The following is an 18588-nucleotide window of genomic DNA, read 5'->3' on the forward strand; positions in this document are numbered from 1 at the left end:
TTTTTCCGCAGCTCGGCGAGCGGGGTTACACCCACCTCGTAAAGTAATCTACGTATTCCACATAATGCCCCTAAAACCTCAGGTGCTTAAGCCGAATTTATACCTGCATGGCACGTCAGCCCGCGGTCACATCTTCATTCAGCATCGGTCCTCTCAGTCAGGAGGAATACGACCGTTTTAGCGAAGCTATTTACCGGCTCGCACGCATCAACCTCGGCCCCCACAAGAAAGAGCTGGTCACAGCCCGGCTGTCCAAGCGCCTCCGTGCGTTAGGCATGACGCGCTTCAGCGACTACTACAACTTTATCACCAGTAAGGCGGGCAGCGAGGAACTGACTAATTTCGTCGACGCGATTTCGACCAATCACACGTTTTTCTTCCGCGAGGTGCTGCACTTCGAGTTCATGGCCTCCCAGGTCGTGCCGGAGCACATCAAGCACCACGGGCGCCGGCCGCTTCGAGTATGGAGCGCGGCGTGTTCGAGCGGTGAAGAGCCCTACTCCATCGCCATCACCTTGGCTGAAACCCTCCCAATGGGTTCGCACGAGAACTTCGAGGTGATCGCTACCGACATCTCGACCAAGGTCCTGAACAAGGCGAAGGAGGGCATCTATCCCGCCTCGCGCCTGCAATCGATGCCGCTGGAGGTGATCAAGCGTTACTTCACCCCGTCGCGTGGGCGCGATGAAGAGCCGCACTTCCAGGCGCGCCCCCAGTTGCGCCAGCGCATTCAATTTCAGCACCTCAACCTGTTTTCCAACTACCCATGGCGCGAGCCGTTTGATATGGTGTTTCTCCGAAACGTCATGATCTACTTCGACCGTGATACTCAGGTAGACTTGATCCAACGCATCCTCCCGTGGATTCGCCCCGGCGGCTACCTCATTACCGGCCAAAGCGAATCGCTGGGCCACAGTGTTCAGGCCCTGAAAGTTCTGCGCCCCTCCATCCATCAGAAGACCCATGGCTGATCTCTCCTCCCCCATCCGCGTTCTGCTCTGCGACGACTCGGCCGTCATCCGGTCTTCCGTGGCTCAAATGCTGCGCCGCGACCCGGAGCTCGAAGTCGTCGGCACCGCCGAGAACCCTTATCAGGCCCGCGACCAGATCCTGAAGCTCGACCCTGAAGTGTTGCTGCTCGACCTGGAAATGCCGCGCATGGACGGGCTGAGCTTCCTCAGCATCATCATGCGCGAGCGCCCGATGCCGGTCGTGATCTTTAGCTCGCTGAGCCAGCAGGGCTCGCACGTCGCCTGGGAGGCGATGCAGCGCGGGGCGATCGAAGTGCTCGGCAAGCCGCGCAGCCCGCGCGAGCTGCAAGACCTGGCGCCGATCCTCATTTACAAGCTGAAGGCTGCTGCCTTGGCCGGTCGCAGCGCGAGCTTCCGCAAGCATGTGGATGCCGCCATCGAGGCTGGCAAGGCCCCTTCCCCGGTGGCTGCCATTAAAAACAGCCAACCCGCTACCGCCTTTTCGCAAAAACCGCAGACCAAGGAGCAGGTCGACTGCTCGCACCTCGACCCGAAGGCGCTCATCCTGCTCGGCGCCTCCACCGGCGGCACCGAAGCGCTGAAAAACGTGCTGGTCGACTTGCCGGCCGACATGCCGCCGATCCTGATCGTGCAGCATATCCCGGCCTATTTTTCCGCCAGTTTTGCCAACCGTCTCGACAGCCTTTGCAAGCTGCGGGTAAAGGAGGCGCGTCACGGCGACGTGTGCCAGCCCGGCCACGTGCTCGTCGCACCCGGTAATTACCACATGACGGTGCACGCTGCGGCGGGCGGCTACCGCGTAAAGCTCGACGACGGGCCGCGTGTATGGCACCAGCGCCCAGCCGTCGACCTGCTGATGAAGAGCGGCGCGCAGACGGCGGGCATGCATGCCATTGCCGGCGTGCTAACGGGCATGGGCCGAGACGGGGCGGAAGGTTTGCTTGCCTTGCGCCGCCGCGGTGCGATAACGTTCGCTCAAGATGAAGCGACCTCAGTAGTTTACGGTATGCCCCGGGCTGCCAAAGAGGTCGGAGCCGCCCAGCGCGTGCTCCCTCTCCATCAAATGGCTGCCTTCCTGCAGGAAGCCACTCGCACCCGTCGCCGCACCTCCCCGCCTACCGAACATGAAGTCTCCAGTGTCTGATTCCGTCCACTACGATCCGCTGCAATTCGTAGTAGATCAGGATCTGCAAGTCGTGAAGCTCGACCCTGTCTTGCTTCCGGCTTTCGGAGGTGAGCAGGCGGCCCCGACGCTGGAACAAGTCTTCAAAAGCATCAACCCGGAATGGCAAGTTCCGGGCCCTTCGTTTTTTCAAGGTGAGAGCAACTCGACCTTCCTGCCTTGGGAGCCGGGCCCGCCGCCGAGCCCTTACGGCATGCGCCTGCAGGCATTGCGGGCCGGAGATTTGATTTGTTGTTCGTTGATGCCTGCCCTCGGTTCCGCCCAGGCGGTGGCCGACGCAGGGCTGCAGGAGATCCCGGAAGGCGACCAGTGGTCGGCTACGCTCTTCATGCGGCTGAAAAAGTCGGAAAACAAGATCAAGATCTACAGCCACCACTTCCCGGGCTTCATGTATCAGCAGCGGGCGGATCTTTCGTTCTCGTATCTCGACCCGAGCTTGCGCGAGATCTTCGGACTCGATGTGAGCCTGCTCCAGCGTAGCGGCAGTTCGTTCCTCGACCTGATCTACGAGAAGGATCGCGATTTTTACCTGCATGAAGTCCAGAAAGGCTCGCAGACGGGTGAGCGCTTTACGCTGACGTATCGGCTCAAACTGCCCCACACCGGCCAGATCATCTACCTGCAGGACTATCGCTCGGCCGTAAAGTCGGCCAACGGGCTGCTGCTGGGATACGAAGGGGTGTGGCTCGACATCACCCGCCAGGCAGTGGCGGAAAAGCGCCTCTCCAGCGCGGGCTGGAAGGAAAGCCTCGCCACCCTCACCAGCGGTCTGCTGCACGACTTCAAGAACAGCATGACGGGGATCGGCACCCTCAGCGAGCTGTATTGCCGCACGATGGACCGTGCGCACCCGTGGCACGAGGGGATGACGATGATCCGCAAGAATGCCCTCGAAGCCCAGAAGATCGTGCAGCGCATGATCGACCTCAATCGCGAGGAGGCTGGGCGACGCAATTACCACAACTTGCGTGAGTTGGTACGCGACCAGATCGAGCTTGTCCGCATCGTGCTGCCCAAGCACATGCATATCGAGACCCAGATCACCGAGCAGGATATCCCCGTCTACCTCGACGAGGTCGCCTTCCGCCAGATGGTGCTCAACCTCGTGATCAATAGCCGCGACGCGAGCCCGCACGACGGCACCATTACCATCCGCATGTTGCCGGCGGAGACGGGCCAGGTGATCGATGGCGAAGCGCCTGCCGGCTTCGTCTGCCCCAAGGACGGGGCGCTGATCGAGATCGCCGATCAGGGCCACGGCATCCCACCGGAAAACCTGCCCCACGTCTTCAACCCGTATTATACGACGAAGGAAATTTCCAAGGGTTCGGGCCTCGGGCTCTACAATACCCGCATTTTTATCCAGGACCATGGGGGCGAGATCACAATCCAGAGCGAGCAGCATATGGGCACCACGATCCGCCTGTTTCTGCCCACGGCCGACTTTACCGAATCGCTCAGCAGCGTGGGCGGCAAACACGAGCGCGGCCAGTCCGAGCGGCGCACGGTGATCATCTTCCAGCAGGCCGATGCGGCGGACTTCACCGACCAGCTGCGCCAGCAGGGCTGCGAAGTCATTTCCTTCCAGCAGGCCAGCCGCCTCTTGCGCTACCTGCCCGATGTGACGTCGCGGCACAATCTGCTCGTACTCCTGGGGCCGCGTTTCACGCCAGCGATGCAAGAGCTTGCACGCCACGTAGAGGCCAATTATCCGTCTCTGCCCATGGTGCACGTGCACCCGGCGCACGACGACGACCAGTTGCCTGCCGAATTTGAGCACCTGCTCGACCTCACCATACCCCCGGGCGGCAATCACCGCCGCCTCGTCATGCAAATCCTTGATCTCCTAGGCTAGCCGCCCTACCCCATGAAAGAGCTGCGTTCAGTCCTCATCCTCGATGACGACAAAATCATTCTGATCGCCCTGCGGGAAACGGTGGCGCCGGAAGGATACGAGGTCGTCACGGCCGATCGCCCGCACGATGCCATCAAGCTGATGGAAGAGCGCGAGTTTTCGATCATCATCTCCGACCAGCGTATGCCGGAGATGACAGGGCTCGAATTTTTCGAGCATGCCAAGCGCCTGCAGCCCAACGCCTCCCGCATCCTCATCACGGGGGTGTTGACGCTCAACACCATCATCCAGGCCGTCAACGAAGGCGAGATCTTCCGCTTCGTGGCCAAGCCCTGGATCCGGGAGGAGATCATTGCCACCCTCCACAACGCCCAGCAGCGCTACACCCTCATTACCGCCAACCAACGCCTGCAGGAAGACGCCCTGCAGCTCAACGACACGTTGACGGAAACCAACGCCAAGCTGGAGGAGAAATACGAGGAGCTGAAGGGCATCCACAAGGAGCTGGATGCCGCGCACCTGGCGCTGAGCAACAATTTCGACAAGTCGCTCCAGCTTTACCTGAAGCTGCTCGACAGCTTCAACCCGCTGCTGGCCGAGGAGACGCGCACCATTGCCGAGCTGTGCCAGCGCATGATCGAGCATCCCAACTTCCCCGATGCCGATGCCCATACGCTCAAGGTCAGTGCATGGCTCAAGAACATCGGGATGCTCAGCGTCCATCGCGACTTGATCCTGCGCTTCCGCAATCGTCGGGGGGAGCTAACGGACGACGAGGTGACGCGGATTGAGCACACGCCTATTTATGCCCAGTCTCTAGCGTCGTTTGTCGACCACCTCAAGGACGTGGGCGTGACCATTCGTGCCCAGTACGAGCGTTGGGACGGCAAGGGCTTTCCCGATGGGCTGGCGGGCAACCTGATCCCCCGCCCCGCGCGGTTCCTGCAGGTGGCCGTCTTTTACGTGGAGTGCGGGCTTTCACGCGAAGATGCCCTGGCGATGATTCTGGACGAGTCTGGCGCGCGCTTTGCTCCGGAGGCGGTGCAAATCTTTGTCGAGGCCACCCGCCCGGCCCGCCTGCCCCGCACTTTGCGGGAGTTGAGCCCGGCGGAGCTGCGCACCGGCATGGTTTTGGCCAAGGATGTCTACAGCGCCGCCGGCCTGCTGCTGATCCCTGCCGGCAAGACGCTGGATCAGCATCTGATCAAAAAGGTGCGCGACATCAATGAGGCCTGCGAACTCAACCACCGCCTGATTGTTTACAATTAAGACCCTCATTCTGAACAAGATTTAAGCGTGGAAAATCACGTTGTCGGTCTCAAGGCGCCAAGGGCTCAACCGATATAGAGACTATCACCCGGTTTATCACCTGCTAACACGATTGCTCCCATGCCGACCACGGACGTAGCACCCACGGAAAAGAAAAAAGTTTTTCAAGGTGGCAAATTTCTCACCTTCCGCCTCTGCGATGAATCTTATGGCATCGCGGTGCTGAAGATCCGCGAGATCATCCGCCTCCAAAAGATCACGCCGGTGCCGCAAATGCCGCACTACACACGTGGCGTTATCAACCTTCGCGGCAAGATCATCCCCGTGATCGACATGCGCCTGAAGTTTGCCCTGCCCAAGGGCATCGAAGACGAGCGCACGTGCATCGTCGTCGTGCAGGTCAATATCCGGGGCGACGAGCAAGTCTCCGTCGGCCTGATCGTGGATGCGGTGGAAGAAGTCACCACCATCTCCGGCGACCATATCGAAAAGAACCCGGAGCTGGGCACCACCCGCAAGAACGAGTACATCCACGGCATCGCCAAGATCGACCAGGAGGTGAAGACCTTGCTGGATATCGACAAGCTGATCGCCGAGGAAGACGTCGTGCGCATGTAAGGAGCCTTGCCTGATGAACCCCATTCTGTTCAGCACCCTGACTTACGCGGCCGAGAAGGTGGTCGACGGCATCGCCTCCATCGGCTCTTCCAGCCGCAAGGCCGATGCCGCCGAATTTGCCCGCCTGCTCGAAGCCCAACAAGCCAGCCAGCCGGAAAGCCCGCTCGCGCGGCTTCTGGCCGACGAGGGGGTGCAGAGTGTGGAGGATCTTCAGAACCTGATCGACCGGCTGATGGCCCAGTTGCGCGCAGCCTTCCTCCAGTCGGGGGCGAGCGGCGACGGCTCCAACCTTACTTTATCTCCTCCCAACGCCCCGGGCGGCTCCTGGAGCCTGACCGACGGGCAGCATAGCCTGGAGTTGACTTCAGGCTCCGCGCTGGCGGCGCAAGCCGACCAATGGCAAGAGCTGCAGGCTCTCGCGGCCCAATGGGAACAAAATCCGGCACTTTCCCGCCAAGAAGTGCTGAAAACGGTCGATATTCACGCCTAACTTTATTGCCTTCCATGTCTGTTTCTTCGGTAGCAACGCCCACCAACCCTGCCAACAACGGAGGCGCCCCCAGCCTTGGGTCGCTCCTCTCCGAACGGATCGTTGTTGGCGTCGGTGACATGGCCGTCTCGAATCGCGCCTACATCACGATCAGCACCTATGCGCTGGGTTCCTGCGTCGGCGTGATCGCTTACGATCCGGCGGTCCAGACGGGGGGCATCCTGCACTTGATGCTGCCGGAGAGCAAACTCTCCCCCGAGCGCGCCCGCCAGCACCCGGCCGTTTTTGCCGACACGGGCATCCCGCAGTTCCTGAAGAACCTGGTGTCTCTCGGCGCACGCCCCGGCCGCATGGTCGTCTTTATCGGCGGCGGCGCGCTGACGCTCAATCAGGACAACGACCTCTTCAAGATCGGCGAACGCAATGTGGCGGCCACCCGCCAGATCCTGGCGCACGAGGGTATCCAGCCCAAGTATTCGTCCGTCGGCGGCAACGCCAACCGCAGCGTGCACCTCGAGATCGGCACCGGCAAGATGACCTTGCGCATGCCGCAGGGCACCAAGTCGGTCGTGCTCGGGTAGAGGTGTGGCTGCCACCCTCTCCACGACGCCCGGCAAAAAAGTATCCCTTTGGTGCAAGGGCGTCGTTGAAAAGCGGCCACAAAGTCCTTTAGCTTGGAGGGAGTTATGTTGCTGAACGAGGTACTCTACATCGATTTGCTGGAGCGGCATCTGCTGGAGGCTTACCTCGACCCCGACAGTGAGCTGGGGCAGCAGATCGAGCGGCAACGGTTTTTCGACTTTGCCCGCCACGAGGCGACTTTGCGCCTCAGCTGGCCGCACCCGGCCGGGATGGGCACCTCTTCCCTACGCGTGGTCATCCGCCATCACCCGGCCCGAGACGACAACGCACAGACGTTTGAAGTGCGCTTGTTGATGCCTGCGCTGGACCTCGACCGATCTTTCCTGCAAATTGCGGGTAGCGAGTATGCCTTGCGGCCTCATGTCGAGGCCACGGGGCAGCACGTTTTCATGGCCTGGCAGCGCGGTCTCAGCACTACCGGCTAACCTACCCCTTGGCGCGATGGCATTCGAAAAGATATTGGTGGTCGATGACGACCTGATCATCCGCAAGACCTTGACGGCCCACCTGCAAAAGCAGCACTACAAGGTCGCCAACGCGGAGAATATTGCCGACGCGCTCAAGATCCTGCAGCAAGACGCTTTCGACCTGATCCTGCTCGACGAGCGTTTGCCCGACGGGATGGGCTCGGACTTGCTGGGAGACGTGAAACAGACGGCTTCGTCCAGCGCCTTCACGGTCATGATGTCGGGCTATGCCACGCTCGACGGCGCACTCCAGTGTATGCGCCAGGGGGCCTTCGACTACATCGTGAAGCCGTTTTCGCTGGAGCAGATCGACGTCGCGCTCAAGCGTGCGGAAAATTACGACCAGCTCGTCCGCGTCAACCAGTATTACACCAAGGAGCTGAACCCGAAGAGCGAGCTGCTCGGCCAGTCGCCCGCCGTGCTGCAGCTGAAGAAGGTGATCCGCAAGGTTGCCGCGACCGAGGCCACCGTGCTGGTGCTGGGCGAAAACGGCACCGGCAAGGAGCTGGTGGCCAACGAGCTGCACCGCCTGAGCAATCTGGCGGACCGGCCTTTTATTAAGGTCAATTGCGCGGCCATCTCCGAGAGCCTGATCGAGAGCGAATTTTTCGGGCACGAAAAGGGCGCCTTTACCGGCGCCGCCGCCCGCAAGCCGGGTCGCTTCGAACTCGCCGACGGCGGCACGATCCTGCTCGACGAAATCGGCGAAATTTCCCCGCGCATCCAGGCCAAGCTTTTGCGCGTTTTGCAGGAGCGTGAATTCGAGCGTGTCGGCGGCACAAAAACGATCTCCGTGAAGGTGCGCGTGATCGCCACCACCAACCGCGACCTGCTGGAGGCGGTGCGGCGCGGCGAATTCCGCGAAGACCTTTATTACCGGCTGAGCGTGTTCCCCATCGATGTGCCTTCGTTACGCGAGCGGGGTGAAGACATCCTGCTGCTCGCCCGGTCCTTTGCCCAACGCTTTGCCCAAAAGCACCGGCAGGCAGGCAAGGGCTTTACGCCGGATGCGGAGCAGCGCCTGATGCAGCACCCGTGGCCCGGCAATGTGCGCGAGCTGCACAATACGATCGAGCGGGCGGTGATCCTGACCGAGCCGAACCAGCCGATCGAAGTCATTTCCCTCCATTTGCCCCGCCCTCGCCAAGCGGCACCTTCGCCCTACGGGGCGCCTCCTGCTGGCGGCTACCCGCCGGCAGGCGTCTACGGCGGCTACCCGCATGGCGTCGGCGATACACCCCCGATCGTCAATGGCGGCACATTTGCGGCGGGCAGCCAACCACCCCCGGGCTACGGCTTCCCCTACCCCGGCTACATGCCGCCCAATGCCGGTTACCCGCAGTATCCGCAGACTCCGCCCCCTCAGCACTACGCACCGCCCCCGGCCCAGATGCCTCCCCCGGAGCCGAGCCGTACCGTGCCCACGATGCCCGACCCGCTCGACTTCGGCGATGACGACGACGAGGCGGCAGACGAAAAGCCGGTGACGCCTCGGGCCGCCGCCACGCCTTCGCCAGAAACTGACAGCGGCGAGCTGATGAGCCTCGAAGATCTGGAACGCCGCCAGATCCTCAAAGCTTTGGAGGTGACGGAAGGCAATCGCGCCAAGGCTGCCGAAATGCTGAAAATTTCTACCCGGACATTGCGTAACAAAATCAACCAATACCGGGATGAGGGGTTGGTTATTGAATAAATAGAGGATTGGCTTGTAAAAAATCGTCAGGTTTGCCGATCTATCTCCTCAGATGGCCACCGTTCTGATTGTCGAAGACGATCTTCTGGCGCGGACGCTCCTCAAGCGGTTTCTTGAGGGTGCCGCGCACCAGGCATGCTTTGCCGATACCGTTTTGGGCGGCTGGCAGCTGCTGCAGGCAACGATCAATGTCGACATGGTGGTGCTCGACAATGTGTTAGGTGAGGAATTCGGGTGGCAGTTTTTGCGCGACTTGCGCAGTGATCCCATCTTTCGCGAGCTGCCCGTGCTTGTCTACACCGCCACTTCCGACCGCGGCTCCGTCATCAAATACCTGAAGATGGGCGTCCAGAACATCCTCGTGAAGCCTTACGTGAAGGGCCGCGTGATGGAAGAGCTGGACAAGGCATTGAATTTTTCGTGGCGCGACAAGCTGTTCGAGCCGGTGGAGCACGTCTGCCATCGCCTGGACCTCGACGAGGATGAGTATTACCGGATGCTCCACCTCAACGCCGAGACGATCCTGGATGTGGTGCACAGCCTCAAGGGCGCTATCGGCACCACCCGGATGCGCAAGAGCACGTCTTACCTGGAGAAGTTTACCAGCATCTCCCGCGTGCTCGGGGTCTCCGCGCTCGACGACCTCACCGACCGTCTGCAAAGGCACTTGCTGGAGGAAGATCTCAATCTTTCGCTGACCGCGCTGCGCCAGGCGGAGGTGATCGCCAAGCTGATGCAGCATCGCTTTGCCGTCCACTTCCAGATCCAAAGCGACAAGGACCTCGGGGAGAGCATCAGTCAGAAGGAGGCCGTTGGGGCCGCCCGCCGCGAAGTCCGCAAACAGGAATGGACGCGGCAGGCGCGCAATGCCGCCCGCGAAGCGTGGCAGCAGATGACGCACGCGCCTTTTCACGATTTTGCCCGGCTCATCACGCACGCGCAAATACCCCCTGCCCGTTGGGATGCCGCAACCTTGCCCCCGGGCCAGCGCTACCTCGGCCCCAGCCTGCGCCCTTGGCTCCACCGCCCGCTGAGTGAAGAAAACACGCTCGACTTCCTGTCGCAGATCCCGGGTCTTCCAGTGCACCTTGGGCGAATCGTCTCGACGGAAAACGACCGCGTCTCGGGCGCGCGGGCCTTAAAAAAAGCGCTCGATATCTTTGGAGCCGCGCCTTTGCTCGCCGCCATGCTGCTGAGCTACTGGCAAGACGAGGCGCGACGCCTGCACAACCCGCTCGACCTGCGCCCGCTGGCCAAATACACCCTCGCCAACGTCATCCTCTATTGGGAGTTGAGCCGTAAGCTGCCGCTGGCCCGCGAGGTGCCGCTGGCCGGCCTGATGCCCTTGCTGGGCCAGTGGCTGTGGGCTACGACCCAACCGGTGCGCTATGCAGTGCTGCTCGCACAGGCGCAGGCCAGCATGACGGCCTTTATGGAGGGTGCTTACCGGATTTTTGCCGAATCGGCCGAGGAAACGGCCTTCCGCTGGCTGATGGAAAACCAGGCCCCGGCCGCCCTCGTCGCCTCCGCCCGCGACTTTCAACGGCCCGAGCAGGCGGAGGGGCACCTGGCCCGGATTGTGGCCTCGATGGCCCAACTGGCGGATGCACTCAACGCCGGCATGTCGTTCGGCTTCCGCGGCTACTTGCAGGAAGATGGGACCGATGCGTTTGTCCATGCCAGCGCCTGGCAGGTCTTGAAAACGTGCGATGTGGAGATGTCGCTCGCCCCGGCCGAGCTGCTGAGCGCGCTCGATCCGCTGTTGAAGCGTATCCCGCGGCAGGTGGAACTGATGTTGGAGCTACCCTCGATGCCGCTCTTGCCGGAGGCCTATGCCACCGTTTGAGGCATTACTGGAGAATTTTGCAGCAGAGACTCAAATTTAGCAGGCCTGAGCCGATATACCTACACAAGTCACTTAGAGTCTACTTTCCAACGAATTCCAACCTGTCCCGATTCTGCCTAAAGCATGAAAACGACCGCCCTACCTGAAAAAATCTCTGGAGAACGCCTTGAGGCCTTGGTCATCGAAGCAGTGGACCGCTTCTTCTCGACCATGGTGGGGACGGAGGCTACGTTTGTCAGCTCCGCTATGATGGTGGAAAAGGAACAGAAAAGCTTCGATGAAGACGAGGCTCCCCCGCCCGCCGGCGAGCTGCCCCTCAAGTCCAAAGGCCTTGTCGTGGCTGCGGTCGGTTTCTGCGGCGAGCTCGACGGCGTCGCCTACCTCTATTTCACCGAGACTCTGGCCGAAAGCGTTACCTGCGGCTTCCTCGGGATGGAAATGGAAGATGTGCGCGGCAACCACGAAGTCGTCAACGACGCTCTCGGCGAAGTGGCCAACATGACCATCGGCACGATCAAGAATACCCTTTCCCAGTTTGGTTACGAATGTCGCCTGACAGTGCCCTCGATCGTGCGCGGCAGCAATTTCACCATCCAGTCTTCTTCCGGCGTGCACCGTCAGCGTTTTGAATTTAGCCTTTACCAGGACACGCTTCTTGTGGACATGATGTTCAAGCGCACCGCCTAGGTCACCCACCATTCCTGTAATCTTCTAATCTTTTCCGACGCCCCCACCCATGAGTCTTAAAATTCTCACAGTCGACGACTCCCGTGCCGTTCGCATCATCGTCAAAAAGGCTTTCCGGAGCTATGACTGCGAAGTGATGGAAGCTTCCAACGGTGTTGAGGGTTTGGCGCTGGCGGCAAAAGAGCAACCCGATATCATCCTGCTGGACGTTACGATGCCGGTGATGGATGGGATCGAGATGCTGACCAAGCTCAAGGCCGACCCTTCCCTCAAATCCATCCCCGTCATCATGCTTACGGCCGAGGCCGGTCGTGAAGCTGTGCTGCGCATCGCCAAGCTCGGCATCCGCGACTACATCGTGAAGCCCTTCAAGGAAGAAGTGCTGATCGAAAAGGCAGGCCGCGTGATCGACCTGCGCCCGGCCGATGAAAAGGTGAGCAAGGCCAAGCGTCTTTCGGACTCGGTGGACATCCTCGTCGTCGAAGACAAGCCGATCATCATCGACCAGATCAGCAAGGGCCTCGCGCACCTGCACTGGAAGATCCACGGCGTCTCCACCACCGGCGGCACGATCGACTTCTGCCAAAAGCAGATGCCCGACCTGATCATCATCAGCCTTTCCCTGCCCGAAGAAGGCGCATTCTCCCTCTTCCGCATCCTGCGCGCCCAGCACAAGACCAAGTATGTGCCCGCGTTTGGCCTCGTGGTGAAGACCGATGTGGAGATGCAGCAAAAGGCCCAGCAGCTTGGCTTCAACAGCATCGTGACCAAGCCGATCGACTTTGCCGACCTCGAGACCAAGGTGGCCAAGGCCATCAATCTCGATACCTCGGAGCGCTACTTTACCTACGATGAGGACTACCTCATCATCCACCTGCCGCACAACACCAACGCCTACATGCTGACCGAAGTTCAGAACTACATGAAGGCCAAGATTGCGGACGCGGTGGACAAGGGCTTCTACAAGGTGATCCTCGACGCCAGCCGCCTGCAGAAGATCGATATGGAAACCATCAAGATGATGGTGCACGCCAAGGAGATCTGCCAGGACCTGACCCTGACCTTGATCCTCGTCGGCAACGACGCGGTGAAGGGCGAATGCGGTGCCTACGAGGAAACCCGCAACTGGACGTTCTACAGCAGCATCGACCAGGCCAAGACGCAGCCCATGGGCGGCGGCAGCGGCAGCGCCCAGCCGGAAGCGGCCGAGATCGAGCTGTAAGGCTCCCTCTTTTCCATCCCTTTCCCATCAGGGCGGTTCCTCACGGAGCCGCCCTTTTACTTCATCCCAACTCCCGCCGCGAAATGCGTTCGACATGCGGGCGGGCGTCCTCATCTTCGGCTCCAGCATGGCAGACAGGCTTTACGTCTTCTTCGGTCACCACAAATGCGCCACCTCCTGGGTGGTCGAGATCTGCCGTTTTGTGGCCGACTACACGGGCCGAAATTTTGGGAGCTACGACAACCCTCGCCAATATGCCGGGGACCTGGCGGCAGCGGTCCAGCGCGAGGGCACCGACATCCTGTGCCTGCGCAACGCGAAGGAGAGCGAACGCCAGCAGCTGCCGGAGTTTCTTGGGTTCCACCTGATCCGCGACCCGCGCGACATCCTGGTGTCGGGCTACTTTTCGCACCGCAACTCCCACCCCACCGAGGGCTGGGCGGAGCTGAGCGCCCACCGCGAACGCTTGCAGCAGCTGTCGCAGAGCGAGGGCTTGATCGCCGAAATGGAGTTTAGCGCCAGCGTTTTCAGGGACTTGGCGAGCTGGAACTATGGAGCCGCTAACGTGCTGGAGATGAAATACGAGCGCTTTGTCCAGAACCCTTATCAGGCGATGCTGGATGCGTTCGACTTTCTGGGCCTCGTGAACTGGCATGAGCCCAAGGCGGGCGATTGGGTGCGCGATGTCGGCGTGCTCTATCACCATAAGCTGAAGCGCCGCCTGCCGTGGTGGCCTTGCAACCCCACGCCGGCGCAGGTGCCGCAATACCTGCTGCTGGGCAAGTGCCACGAAAACCGTTTTTCCCGCTTGGCCGGTGGGCGCCGGGAGGGGCAGGAAGACAAGCAGAGCCATTACCGCAAGGGCGCGGCGGGCGACTGGGTCGAGCACTTTACGCCGGAGGTCACGACTGCCTTTCGCGAGCGCTTCCCTCGCCTGGTCGAGACGCTGGGCTACGCCTGGTAGCCACGTTTGCGGCCAGATACAAGAAGAGGATGGCTCGTTTTGAACCATCCTCGAAAGCTATCTTGAACTTTTACCAGCCAGCCTTAGCGGTGCCAGCGGGGCGTATGCGAGCCGGGGGCCTGGAAGCCGCGGTTGCGCTTCTTCTTGCGCGTCTTTTCGTGCGACATGGCGGGCGTGTAGGCGTAGTCGAAGCCGTCGAGCTGCTTGCGCTCGATCGTCTTGCCGATGAAGCGCTCGATCGCGCCCAGGAAGTCCTTGTCTTGCGCGGTGTAGAGCGTCACGGCGTCGCCTGTCTTGGCGGCACGACCGGTCCGGCCGATGCGGTGCACGTAATCTTCGGCGTTTTCGGGCACGTCGTAGTTGATGACATGGCTGACGCCGCTGATGTCGATACCGCGCGCCACGATGTCGGTCGCGACGAGGATTTCGCACTTGCCGTCCTTGAACTCCTTGAGCGCCTTTTCGCGCTGGCTCTGGGTGCGGTCGCTATGGAGGACGACGGACTTCCCGGGGAGGTGGAGGTTGAGCCAGTTGCCAATGATGTCGGCCCCGGCCTTGGTGCGGGTAAAGATGAGGACGCTGTGATACTCCGTCTGCTCCAGTAGGGAGACAAGCAGGTCGAACTTCTGGCGGTCATCCACCGGGTAGATCGCGTGGTTGATCGTCTCGGCCGGCTTGCGACCTCCGCCGATGCGGATTTGCGCGGGCTCCACGAGCATGCGCTCGGCCAGCTTTTCAATCGCGGGCGGGATGGTGGCGGAGAAGAGCAGGCTTTGGCGCTTCTCGGGGCATTGGTCGAGAATGCGACGCACGTCGGGCATGAAGCCCATGTCGAGCATGCGGTCGGCTTCGTCAAGCACGAGCACTTCGAGGTTCTTGAGCGTCAGCGCCTTCTGCTGCATGTGGTCGAGCAGACGGCCCGGGGTAGCGACGACGATGTCGACGCCCGCATCGAGGGCTTCACGCTGCTTGGTATACTTCACACCGCCGTGCAGGAGGGCGATCTTGAGGTCGAGGTACTTCCCGTAGACTTCGAGCTGGGCGATGACCTGCTGGGCAAGCTCGCGCGTGGGCTCGAGGATGAGGCAGCGGGGGTTTTTCTGGTGCCCGCCCTTCATCAGATTGGAAAGGATGGGGAGGCAGAAGGCGGCCGTCTTGCCGGTGCCGGTCTGCGAGCCGCCGGTCAAGTCCCTGCCTTGTAAAAGGACCGGGATAGCCTGGGCCTGAATCGGTGTCGGGCGCTCGTAACCCTTTTCCAGCACGGCCTTGAGGACGGGCTCGGCGAGGCCGAGTTCGGAAAAGCTGGGGAGCGGAGTGTTGTTTTCGACGGTAGGTGTTTCTTCCGTAGCGGTATCGATCATGGTTACTGTTGTAGTGCGGGGCTCCGGTAACCGGGAGCGGGCGGTCCCCAACCACGAATCGACGCGGGTGCCCATCAAGGCGTGCTCATGAGCACTCGCGGAAATTCGTGGCTGGACATGTATTCTTCGCCAATAAAACCTTCGATCGGCCTTTTGGCAAAGATATTCACAATCCGTGACGGAATCGTTTACTTTTGGGCAGAGGCTAACGGATCGAATACTTTTCGAAACCCCATGGCTTCAAAATCCCTGACGTTTCGTGTAGCTAACTCATCCACGCCGTGGTCCTGCAAACTAATGGCCAAACGCACGTCAAATATGGCGCGCGTAGAAAAGGTTTGTGAAGCCGCTCGCTCCCAGAGGCGGTCATGCACAAGTTGACTGTTCTGATTAAATCCAAGTGTGCGCCAACTTGGATGCTGCCGATAATGTTGAATGATCGCCGCAGCTTCGGAGGCAGACTTGGGGCGATCCAGTAACGTCGCGTTCCTCAGGAGCCTATAAAATTCCACCAAGACAAATTCTGATATCACCACATCGCTGCGAGTATGCTGGTCTTTCAACCACGCCAACGCAGCTGGATGCTCAGGTCGCCCCGCCGCAAAAGCGTAGAAGAGTATGTTTGTGTCAATGGCTAACATTTACAGACGCGGCTCTTCCTCCTGAGCTAACCGCTTCAGCATTTCATCGTCGAAATCCTTGTAGCCGAGATCTTCTGGCTGCGGAAATTGCCAGTCTCGTGCGGCTAGTCGAGGAGGATAATCCGTCACGATGCGCTCCAACCCTCTTCTGACGACCTCAGCAAAGCTCATTTCATAATCCTTAGAAACCCGCTTTGCTTCAGTATATAAGTGATCAGGAATCTGAACCTGCGTTTTAACCATAGCAAAGAACAATGATGGCAATTTGCCATCATTTATCAAGCTCGATATTCAATGTTGAAAGCAGTGGCGGCCGATACGACCGCCACACCCCTATTCTTCCATCTCTTCGCCCATGTATTTGAGGACGATGGTGGCGTTGCCGGGGAGGGTGAGCTTGAGGGAGTGCTGGTGGCCGTCCCACGGCACGGGATCGGACTTACGGCCGCCCATGTTGCCTTCACCCTTGCCTCCATAAACGGCGGCGTCGGAGTTGATGACTTCTTTCCAGTAGCCGTTGTAGGGCACCCCGATGGTGTAGGCGTGGCGGGCGACGGGCGTATAGTGGCCGATGACGAGGAAGGTGTCTTCCTTGCTCGGGCCTTTGCGGATGAAGGCAAAGACGGAGGCCTCGCTGTCGTTCATCGTCACCCACTCAAAGCCCTGGTGGCTGCAGTCGCCGTGGGCAAAGGCGGGCTCGCGACGGTACATGTCGTTGAGGTCGCGCACGATCATCTGGATGCCCGCGTGGTCCTGATACTGCAGCAGGTGCCAGTCGAGGCTCTGATCGTAGCGCCACTCGGCGGACTGGCCGAACTCGCTGCCCATGAAGAGGGTCTTCTTGCCCGGCCACGTCCACATGAGGGCGTAGAGCGCGCGCAGGGTGGCGGCCTTGGCCGTGATGGAGGGCGCGGCCATCTTCATGAGCATGGAGGCCTTGCCGTGCACTACTTCGTCGTGAGAGAAGACTTGCACGAAGTTTTCGTGGAACTGGTAGATCATCCCAAACGTGATGTTGTGGTGATGATACTTCCGGTAGATCGGGTCTTTCTGGAAGTACTGGAGCGTGTCGTGCATCCAGCCCATGTTCCACTTGAAGTCGAAACCGAGGCCGCCGTGCTCGGCCGGTCGGCTGACGCCGCCGAACGAGGTGGATTCTTCGGCGATGGTCACTGCACCGGGGTGGTAGTGGTGCACGAGGCCGTTGACGTGGCGCAGGAAGCTGATCGCCTCCAGGTTTTCGCGGCCGCCGTATTGGTTGGGCACCCACTCGCCTTCCTTGCGTGAGTAGTCGAGGTAGAGCATGGAGGCCACCGCGTCGACCCGCAGGCCGTCGATGTGGAAGCGTTCGAGCCACGACAGTGCGCTACCGACGAGGAAGCAGCGCACTTCATGACGCCCGTAATTGGGGATCAGCGTGCCCCAGTCCTGGTGGAAGCCTTGGCGCGGGTCGGAGTGCTCGTAGAGGGCCGAACCGTCGAAATTGGCGAGCGCGAAGGCATCGGTCGGGAAGTGCGCGGGCACCCAGTCGATGATGACGCCGATGCCGGCCTGGTGCAGCGTGTCGACGAGATACTGGAAGTCTTCCGGCGGGCCGAAGCGCTGGGTGGGGGCGTAAAAGCCCGTCACTTGATAGCCCCAGGAGCCGTCGAAGGGGTGCTCGGCCAGCGGCATGAACTCGATGTGCGTGAAGCCTTGCTCCTTGACGTAGTTCGTGAGCTTGTCGGCGGCTTCGCGGTAGGAGAGCGGGCGGTTGCCGTCTTCGATCACGCGCTTCCAGGAGCCGAGGTGGACCTCGTAGATGCTCATGGGCTCGCGGTGCCAGTCACGCTCGGCCCGCTGGCGCATCCACTCTTCGTCGTTCCATTGGTAATCTTCGACGTTGCAGACGACGGAGGCGTTGTGCGGCGGGGCCTCGAAGGAGGTGCCGTAGGGGTCGGCCTTGAGGTGGAGCTGGTTCTGGCGGTCGAAGATCTCGAACTTGTATTTGGCGCCCTGCATGATGCCGGGGATGAAGATCTCCCACACGCCGGAGCTGCCAAGCGCACGCATCGGGTGGAAGCGACCGTCCCAGCCGTTGAAGCCGCCTACTACGGAGACGCGGGCGGCGTTGGGGGCCCAGACGGCAAAGCTGACGCCGGGCACGCCGTCGATCTCGCGCACGTGAGCACCGAGCTTGCGGTAGATAAAGTGCTCGCTGCCTTCGTTGAAGAGGTAGAGATCGTCGTTACTGATCGTGGGCTGGAAGGCGTAGGGGTCGTAAAACTGGTGGATCTCACCGTTGTAACGGGTTACGCGCAGGCGGTAGCGGAAAGGCTCGCTGCGGTCGCCCAGCACGCCCTCGTAAAAGCCTTCCGGGGCCAGTTGCTGGAGCGGGAAGCGCTCGTCGGTCTTGGTGTCGACGATGTCGCAGGCCTTGGCGTCGCGCACAAAAGCGCGGGCGACCACCCCCGTGGTGCCGTTTTTCTTGAAGGTGTGAAGCCCGAGGTAGTGGTGGGGATTCCACTGCTTGGCTTCGAGGAAAGAGCGAAGTTCTTCTTTACTTAGGATCACGGCGACTGTGGGGATTGAGGTTGTCTCGCGCAATGAGTATAACCGATGCGTAGCAGTGGAAAGCCTTTTCTGTCCAACGCTTTCCCGAAAAATAACACAGGGCGC

Annotated in this window: 17 protein-coding genes; 13 read left to right on the forward strand and 4 right to left on the reverse strand. The window is 60.7% G+C overall.

What is annotated here, in order from left to right:
* Positions 1 to 107 precede the first annotated feature (107 nt).
* From Q7P63_06010 to Q7P63_06070, 13 genes are all read left to right on the forward strand, one after another.
* The gene (locus Q7P63_06010) at positions 108 to 971 is read left to right on the forward strand and encodes a protein-glutamate O-methyltransferase (protein MDP0499638.1); all 864 of its coding nucleotides are present in this window, start codon (positions 108 to 110) and stop codon (positions 969 to 971) included.
* Positions 964 to 2136, forward strand: a complete 1173-nt coding sequence (locus Q7P63_06015; GenBank protein ID MDP0499639.1) for a chemotaxis response regulator protein-glutamate methylesterase — start codon at positions 964 to 966, stop codon at positions 2134 to 2136. Before Q7P63_06010 ends, Q7P63_06015 begins: the two co-directional genes overlap by 8 nt.
* Complete coding sequence (locus Q7P63_06020; GenBank protein ID MDP0499640.1) at positions 2117 to 4030, forward strand: ATP-binding protein; 1914 nt, start codon at positions 2117 to 2119, stop codon at positions 4028 to 4030. The genes Q7P63_06015 and Q7P63_06020 overlap by 20 nt, the downstream gene beginning before the upstream one ends.
* Before the next feature lie 12 nt (positions 4031 to 4042).
* Positions 4043 to 5299 (forward strand): response regulator, encoded by a 1257-nt coding sequence (locus tag Q7P63_06025; protein MDP0499641.1) that lies wholly within the window; start codon positions 4043 to 4045, stop codon positions 5297 to 5299.
* A gap of 120 nt (positions 5300 to 5419) precedes the next feature.
* Positions 5420 to 5917, forward strand: coding sequence for a chemotaxis protein CheW (locus tag Q7P63_06030; GenBank protein ID MDP0499642.1), 498 nt, complete (start codon positions 5420 to 5422; stop codon positions 5915 to 5917).
* A 13-nt stretch (positions 5918 to 5930) separates the two neighbouring features.
* Positions 5931 to 6407, forward strand: coding sequence for a hypothetical protein (locus tag Q7P63_06035; protein MDP0499643.1), 477 nt, complete (start codon positions 5931 to 5933; stop codon positions 6405 to 6407).
* A 14-nt stretch (positions 6408 to 6421) separates the two neighbouring features.
* Positions 6422 to 6988, forward strand: coding sequence for a chemotaxis protein CheD (locus Q7P63_06040; protein MDP0499644.1), 567 nt, complete (start codon positions 6422 to 6424; stop codon positions 6986 to 6988).
* A gap of 105 nt (positions 6989 to 7093) precedes the next feature.
* Positions 7094 to 7474 carry a hypothetical protein gene (locus tag Q7P63_06045; GenBank protein MDP0499645.1) on the forward strand — a complete coding sequence of 127 codons (381 nt, stop codon included), beginning with the start codon at positions 7094 to 7096 and terminating at the stop codon, positions 7472 to 7474.
* 16 nt (positions 7475 to 7490) lie between these two features.
* Complete coding sequence (locus Q7P63_06050) at positions 7491 to 9209, forward strand: sigma-54 dependent transcriptional regulator (protein ID MDP0499646.1); 1719 nt, start codon at positions 7491 to 7493, stop codon at positions 9207 to 9209.
* Positions 9210 to 9261: 52 nt separating this feature from the next.
* Positions 9262 to 11055: a response regulator gene (locus tag Q7P63_06055; protein MDP0499647.1), complete on the forward strand. Its 1794-nt coding sequence runs from the start codon at positions 9262 to 9264 to the stop codon at positions 11053 to 11055.
* 123 nt (positions 11056 to 11178) lie between these two features.
* Positions 11179 to 11742, forward strand: coding sequence for a chemotaxis protein CheX (locus tag Q7P63_06060; protein MDP0499648.1), 564 nt, complete (start codon positions 11179 to 11181; stop codon positions 11740 to 11742).
* A 49-nt stretch (positions 11743 to 11791) separates the two neighbouring features.
* The gene (locus tag Q7P63_06065; protein ID MDP0499649.1) at positions 11792 to 12964 is read left to right on the forward strand and encodes a response regulator; all 1173 of its coding nucleotides are present in this window, start codon (positions 11792 to 11794) and stop codon (positions 12962 to 12964) included.
* Positions 12965 to 13058: 94 nt separating this feature from the next.
* Positions 13059 to 13928: a sulfotransferase domain-containing protein gene (locus Q7P63_06070; GenBank protein ID MDP0499650.1), complete on the forward strand. Its 870-nt coding sequence runs from the start codon at positions 13059 to 13061 to the stop codon at positions 13926 to 13928.
* 83 nt (positions 13929 to 14011) lie between these two features.
* Here Q7P63_06070 and Q7P63_06075 read toward each other — a convergent pair whose 3' ends face one another.
* The 4 genes from Q7P63_06075 to glgB all read right to left on the reverse strand — a co-directional run bounded on the left by Q7P63_06075 (position 14012) and on the right by glgB (position 18483).
* Complete coding sequence (locus Q7P63_06075) at positions 14012 to 15289, reverse strand: DEAD/DEAH box helicase (protein ID MDP0499651.1); 1278 nt, start codon at positions 15287 to 15289, stop codon at positions 14012 to 14014.
* 188 nt (positions 15290 to 15477) lie between these two features.
* Complete coding sequence (locus tag Q7P63_06080) at positions 15478 to 15930, reverse strand: PIN domain-containing protein (GenBank protein ID MDP0499652.1); 453 nt, start codon at positions 15928 to 15930, stop codon at positions 15478 to 15480.
* A complete protein-coding gene (locus Q7P63_06085; GenBank protein ID MDP0499653.1) occupies positions 15931 to 16173 on the reverse strand; it encodes an antitoxin in 243 nt (80 codons plus the stop codon).
* A gap of 90 nt (positions 16174 to 16263) precedes the next feature.
* Positions 16264 to 18483, reverse strand: coding sequence for a 1,4-alpha-glucan branching protein GlgB (gene glgB, locus Q7P63_06090; protein MDP0499654.1), 2220 nt, complete (start codon positions 18481 to 18483; stop codon positions 16264 to 16266).
* Positions 18484 to 18588: the final 105 nt, after the last annotated feature.

The sequence above is a fragment of the Verrucomicrobiota bacterium JB022 genome (genome assembly GCA_030673845.1).
Classification (GTDB): Bacteria; Verrucomicrobiota; Verrucomicrobiia; order Opitutales; family Oceanipulchritudinaceae; genus WOUP01.